7 protein-coding genes are annotated in these 6,000 nt (G+C 69.2%); all 7 read left to right on the top strand.

Annotated features, from left to right (window positions below):
• Nucleotides 1-869 (top strand): GTP cyclohydrolase II (gene ribA, locus WEB06_09470; protein MEX2555850.1); only part of this gene is annotated, 869 nt, incomplete at its 5' end.
• A gap of 22 nt (nt 870-891) precedes the next feature.
• Nucleotides 892-1,467 (top strand): NAD(P)H-dependent oxidoreductase, encoded by a 576-nt coding sequence (locus tag WEB06_09465; GenBank protein ID MEX2555849.1) that lies wholly within the window; start codon nt 892-894, stop codon nt 1,465-1,467.
• Between the two features lie 99 nt (nt 1,468-1,566).
• Nucleotides 1,567-2,745, top strand: coding sequence for an acyl-CoA dehydrogenase family protein (locus WEB06_09460; GenBank protein ID MEX2555848.1), 1,179 nt, complete (start codon nt 1,567-1,569; stop codon nt 2,743-2,745).
• Nucleotides 2,746-2,753: 8 nt separating this feature from the next.
• The gene (locus tag WEB06_09455) at nt 2,754-3,833 is read left to right on the top strand and encodes a CaiB/BaiF CoA-transferase family protein (GenBank protein ID MEX2555847.1); all 1,080 of its coding nucleotides are present in this window, start codon (nt 2,754-2,756) and stop codon (nt 3,831-3,833) included.
• Nucleotides 3,833-4,348, top strand: a complete 516-nt coding sequence (locus WEB06_09450) for a MaoC family dehydratase N-terminal domain-containing protein (protein MEX2555846.1) — start codon at nt 3,833-3,835, stop codon at nt 4,346-4,348. Before WEB06_09455 ends, WEB06_09450 begins: the two co-directional genes overlap by 1 nt.
• A complete protein-coding gene (locus WEB06_09445; GenBank protein MEX2555845.1) occupies nt 4,345-4,839 on the top strand; it encodes a hypothetical protein in 495 nt (164 codons plus the stop codon). The genes WEB06_09450 and WEB06_09445 overlap by 4 nt, the downstream gene beginning before the upstream one ends.
• A 1-nt stretch (nt 4,840) precedes the next feature.
• On the top strand, nt 4,841-5,971 hold the full coding sequence (locus WEB06_09440) for an acyl-CoA dehydrogenase family protein (protein MEX2555844.1): 1,131 nt from the start codon (nt 4,841-4,843) through the stop codon (nt 5,969-5,971).
• Nucleotides 5,972-6,000: the final 29 nt, after the last annotated feature.

Raw genomic sequence — 6,000 nt, 5'->3', positions numbered from 1 at the left:
AGTTCCGCACTCCGGGCCACGTGTTCCCGCTCCGCTACCACCCCGGCGGCGTGCTCGAGCGCGCGGGGCATACCGAAGCCGCCGTCGACCTCGCGCGCCTCGCGGGGTTCGAGCCGGCCGGCGCCATCTGCGAGATCATGAACGCCGACGGGTCGATGGCGCGCCTAGAGGATCTGATCGCCGTCGCACGAACCCACGGCCTTCACCTGATCACGATCGCCGACCTGATCGCCTACCGGCTCCGCCACGAGACGCACGTGCGCCGCATGGCCGAAGCCGAGATCCCGACGCCGTATGGACCGTTCCGCGCGCTCTGCTATGAGTCGTGGCTGGACGGCCGCCAACACCTGGCGCTCATCTACGGCGCGCCCGAGGGCAAACCCGAGGCACTCGTGCGGATGCACTCCGAGTGTCTCACCGGCGACGTCTTCGGCAGCCTGCGGTGCGACTGCGGCTCGCAGCTCCGGGAAGCGATGCGCGTGATCGCGACCGAAGGGGAGGGCGTGATCGTTTACATCCGCGGCCACGAGGGGCGCGGCATCGGAATGATGCACAAGCTCCGCGCGTACGGCTTGCAGGACGCGGGCGAGGACACCGTCGAGGCGAACGAGACGCTCGGGTTCCCGGCCGATGCCCGCGACTACGGGACCGGCGCCCAAATCCTGGTCGATCTCGGTCTCACGACGTTGCGGCTGATCACGAACAACCCGGCCAAGCGCGCGGGTCTCGAAGGGTACGGCTTGTCGATCGTCGAGCGCATCGAGCTCGAGACGGTACCCACGCCGCAGAATCTGCGATACCTTCGCGCCAAGCGGGACAAGCTCGGGCACGAGCTCGACATCGAGCGGCTCGGCTCGTCGTTCGCGTAAAGGATCGCGGAGGGAGGCGAGGATGGCGGAGCGGAAGCCGGTCGTCGTCGGCATCGGCGGGACCACGCGCGCGAACTCCTCGACCGAGAAAGCGCTGCGGTACGCGCTCGGCGTCGCCGAGAAGGAGGGCGCCGATGTGGTCATGTTCGACGGCCCGACGCTTGAAAAGCTGCCGCACTACGCCCCGGAGAGGCCCGAACGCGCCGACGAGGCACGCGACCTGGTCGAGGCGGTGCGGCGCGCCGACGGCATCATCGTGGCGACCCCCGGGTACCACGGAACGATCTCGGGTTTGGTGAAGAACGCCTTGGACTACACCGAGGACGTGCGGGAAGACGCCAGGCCGTACTTCGCGGATCGACCGGTCGGGTGCATCGCCACAGGGGCCGGCTGGCAAGGGACGGTCAGCGCGATGGAGGCTCTCCGGTCCGTCGTTCATGCGCTCCGCGGATGGCCGACGCCGCTCGGCGCCGCGATCAACACCGCGCAGCCGGCGTTCTCGCCCGACGGCGACCCGATCGAGGAGAAGGTTGCCTTCCAGCTCGCGACCGTCGCGCGGGAAGTCCTGCAGTTCATCCGCTGGCGCGACGGCTCCTAGGCGGCCCGGACCTGCTGGGCGCCGGCCCGGATGGAAATCTGACGACCCGTCAGATATGCTCGGGACCAGCACAAACGCCTCTTCCGGGAGCCTGTTCGCATGAACTTCGAGTGGTCCGCCGAAGAGAAGTCTTTCCGTGCGCAGGTGCGCGAGTTCATCGCCGAAACCGCCGGGCCCGAGGTAGCCGATCCTCGCCGCGACGGCATGGGTCAGCTCGTCGACTCCCCCGAGCGCCGCGCGTTCATGAAGCGGCTCTCCGAGAAGGGCTGGCTCGGCATGTCCTGGCCAAAGGAGTACGGCGGGGCCGAGGCGCCCGGCCTCTACGAGTACCTCCTCAACGAGGAGCTTGCGGCCGCCGGCGCGCCGTTCATCGGCAAGGGCGTCGGCATCGTCGGCAAGACGATCATCCGCCACGGCAACGAGCGCCTCAAGAAGGAGTTCCTGCCCAAGATCCTCAACGCCGAAGTCGAGTTCGCCATCGGGTACACCGAGCCGAACTCGGGCTCGGACCTCGCGTCGCTGTCGATGCGCGCGACCAAGCAGGACGGCGGCTGGATCCTCAACGGGCAGAAGCGGTTCACGACGAGCGCGCACTTCGCCGACTGGTACTGGGTCGCCGCGCGCACCGACTTCGACGCGCCCAAGCACAAGGGCATCACGCTCTTCCTCGTCCCCATGAACGCTCCTGGGATCACCATCACGAACATGGACACGATCGGCGACGAGCGGACCAACGAGGTGTTCCTCGACGATGTGTTCGTTTCGGACGACTACGTCGTCGGCGAGGTGAACAAGGGCTGGTACTACATCTCCGAGGCGCTCGACTTCGAGCGGTTCACGCTGTTCACGGTCTCGGCCTACATCAAGCGCTACGAACGGATGCGCGACTACCTGCGCACGGCGACGCGCGACGGGAAGCCCCTCCGCGAGGATCCACACGTCCGGCGCTTCCTCGCGTGGTCGGCGGTCGGCATCGAAGCGGCGCGGATGCATTGCATCCGGGTCATCTCCAAAGCCGCAGCAGGCGAGGTTCCCAACATCGAGAGCGCGATGTTCAAGCTCTGGACCACCCAGCTCGGCCAGCGGATCGCCGACGAGTTCCTCACGATCTGCGGCGTCGCCGGCGCCCTGAAGCGCGACGAGCCGTACGCGCCGCTCGACGGTCGGTTCGAGTTCACCTACCGCTACTCGGTCGTCGACACGGTGGGTGCGGGGACGTCGGAGGTGCAGCGCAACATCGTCGCCCGGCGCGGGCTCGGGCTTCCCGACCCGACCTAGGCGGTCCGGTGGGCGGGTTGCTCGACGGCGTGACTGTGCTCGACCATTCCACGGTCGGGCCGGCGGCGCGCGCGACCGCGGCGTTGCGAGACCTCGGTGCGACGGTGATCAAGGTCGGAGCGCCGGCCGCGGCGGCCCGGATCGATCCGCCGTTCTACGCCTACGGGGCGCATCGCGACATGAAACGGGTGCGGTTGGATCTCAAATCGGATGCCGGTCGTGAGCGCTTCCTGTCATTGGCGCGCGAGGCCGACGCGATCGTCGAGGCCTGGCGGCCGGGCGTCGCCGACCGGCTGGGCGTCGGCTACGAGGCGTGCCGCGCGGCGAACCCGGGGATCGTGTACTGCGCGGTTTCCGGGTACGGACGCGAAGGTCCGTACGCCGCGTGGGCCGGGCACGACATCAACTACCTCGCCGTCGGCGGGTTCCTGGCGACGCAGGGGACGCGCGTGGACGGCGGCCCGGCGTTCCCCGGCGCCACGATCGCCGACGCGGCCGCCGGAGGCTTGCAGGCGGCGCTTTCGATCGCCTCGGCGCTGGTCCGGCGGAACGCGACCGGCGAGGGGACCTTCCTCGACGTCTCGACGGCCGACGGCGTGCTGCATCTGATGTCGTTGTTCGTGGACGAGCACCTGGCGACCGGGGAGGAGGTCGCGCCGGGCTCCGCGCTGCTGACCGGCAAGTACGCGTGCTACGACGTTTATCCGGCGCGGGACGGCCGCTGGCTCGCGGTCGGGGCGATCGAGGGGGCGTTCTTCGCGAACCTGTGCCGCGCGCTCGGTTGCGAGCGGTTCATCGAGGCGCAGTTCGACGGCGATCGTCAGGATGAGATCCGCGCGGCGTTCCGGTTGGCGTTCGCGAGCCGAGACCGCGACGCGTGGGTCGCCGAGCTTGCGGGCAAAGACACCTGCGTCGCGCCGGTGCTCTCGATCGCCGAAGTCGCACGCGATCCGCACCACGCCGCGCGCGGCTCGATCGTGGACGCCGAGCATCCCGAGCACGGGACGTTCCGTCAGGTCGGGCCGGTGCTGGCGGGGAGCGCGCGCCGCGACGGGCCGTACCGGGCCGGGCCCGAGGAGATCGCCTGATGGCGCTCGCTGAGGCGGACGTTCAATCTTGGGTCGGGCGTGAGCTCGCCGACCCGCCCGGCGACATCGTGTGCGAGCGCGGCTACATCTTGCACTGGGTCGAGGCGACCGAGAACGCGAACCCGCTGTATTGGGACGAGCTCCTCGCCAAGCGCGTCAGTGGTGGCTTCGTCGCGCCGCCATCGATGCTGTCGGCGTGGATGCGTCCGCTGCAATTCGTGCCGGGCCGGACCGAGACGCGCATGCCGTTGTCGCTGCACTTCGAGCTCAAGAAGGCTCTCGACCTCCCGGAGGGGATCGTCGCGTACAGCGAGATGACGCTGGGCGTCCCCGTGCGCCCGGGCGATCGGATCATGACGACGCAGCGGATCCGCGAGATCTCCGAGCCGAAGACCACGCGGCTCGGCACCGGGCGCTCCTGGATCATCGACGTGACCTACACGAACCAGGACGGCGAGGTCGCCGGGGTCGAGACCTACGAGATGTTCGCCTACAAGCGGGAGGCACAGCCGTGACGCCTCAGCCCGGCGACGCGCTCCCGCGGCTCGACGTGAAGGTCACCGCGCGGATGGTGATCATGGGCGCCTCGGCCTCGCGGGATTGGCAGCCGCAGCATCACGACCATCACTGGGCTGTGAACCGCGCCGGTACGCGCGACATCTTCCTCAACACCCCGAACCAGGCGGGATGGATCGAGCGGTACCTGACCGACTGGACGGGACCGATGGGCCGGCTCGGGAAGCTGCGGTTCCGGATGCGCCGCTCGATCTGCACCGGCGACGCGCTCGCGTTCGAAGGCGTCGTTCGTTCGGTCACAACCGACGACGCCGGCTGCACCTGGGCCGACGTCGACGTCTCGCTCGTGGTGGGGGAGGAGCGCGCGACCGAGTGCATCGCGCGGGTCGCGGTTCCGCGCGACGAAGCGGACAACCCGTGGAAGCGGGCGGGGAACGCATGGGCGCCCGACGCGCGGGGCCCGCTCGAGCTTCTGAAGCGAAAGGACTGATGTGGATCTCACCTGGACCGACGAGCAGCAAGCACTCCGCGAGGCGGTGCGCGACCTCTGTGGCAAGCACGCGACGCCGGAGATCGTGAAGACCCTCGAGGAGGACGCGACCGGCTACCGGGCGGAGACATGGCAGGAGCTCGCGCGGATGGAGCTGCTCGGCCTGAGCATCCCGGAAGAGTACGGCGGCGTCGGGCAGACCGTCCTCGAAATGGTTGTCGTCTGCGAGGAGCTCGGCCGGTCGCTTCTGCCGTCCCCCTATTTCGTTTCGAGCGTGCTCGGCGCCGGGCTGATCCGCGCGGCCGGGAACGAGGAACAACGCCGCGAATGGCTGCCGCGTCTCGCGTCGGGCGAAGCGATCGTGACCGTTGCGTGGCATGAGCCCGAGCGAAGCGCCTCCGAGGAAGGCGTCGCGATGCGCGCCGCAGAGGGGCGCCTGACCGGCGAGAAGATCATGGTTCCGTTCGCGTCGGCGGCGATGCGGCTCGTCGTCCTCGCGCGGAGGGACGCCGGCGTCGGCCTGTTCCTGGTCGATCCCAATGGTACGGGCGTGACGCTCCGCAAGACCGAGACCCTCGGCTCCGGGCCGGACTTCCAGGTGACGTTCGACGGTGTCGAAGCCGAGCCGCTCGGTGATCCCGGCTCCGGCTGGGCCGTCTTCGAGGAAGCGATGATCGACGGACTCATCGCGCTTGCCGCACAAGCGAACGGCGGTTCCGAACGTGCGCACGAGATGGCGGTCGAGTACGCGAAGGAGCGGGTTCAGTTCGGCAAGCCGATCGGGTCGTTCCAAGCGATCGCTCATCCGCTGGCCGAGGCCTACACCGAGATCGGCGGCGCGAAGGCGTTGGTCTACGAAGCCGCGTGGGCCCGCGCCGCGGGGAAGGACGCCCACACGTTGGCCGCGATGGCGAAGCTCTACGGCTGCGACGTGTATCGCCGGGTGACGAAACTCGGCCAGCAGGTCTACGGCGGGATCGGGTTCACGCGCGACATCGACATGCAGCTGTACTTCCGCCGCGCGAAGCAACTGGAGCTGAGCTGGTTCGGCCCGCGTGAATTGGAGGAGCGCGTCGCCGCGGCGGAGCTCGACGCCGCGGAGCCGTTCGTGACGGCGGACGGGCTGACCTAAGGCGGCGATCCCCTTTCTCCGAAGGCACC

The sequence above is a fragment of the Actinomycetota bacterium genome, from assembly GCA_040905475.1.
In the GTDB taxonomy this organism is placed as follows: Bacteria; Actinomycetota; AC-67; order AC-67; family AC-67; genus DATFGK01.
This window is presented reverse-complemented; position numbering and strand designations above follow the sequence as displayed.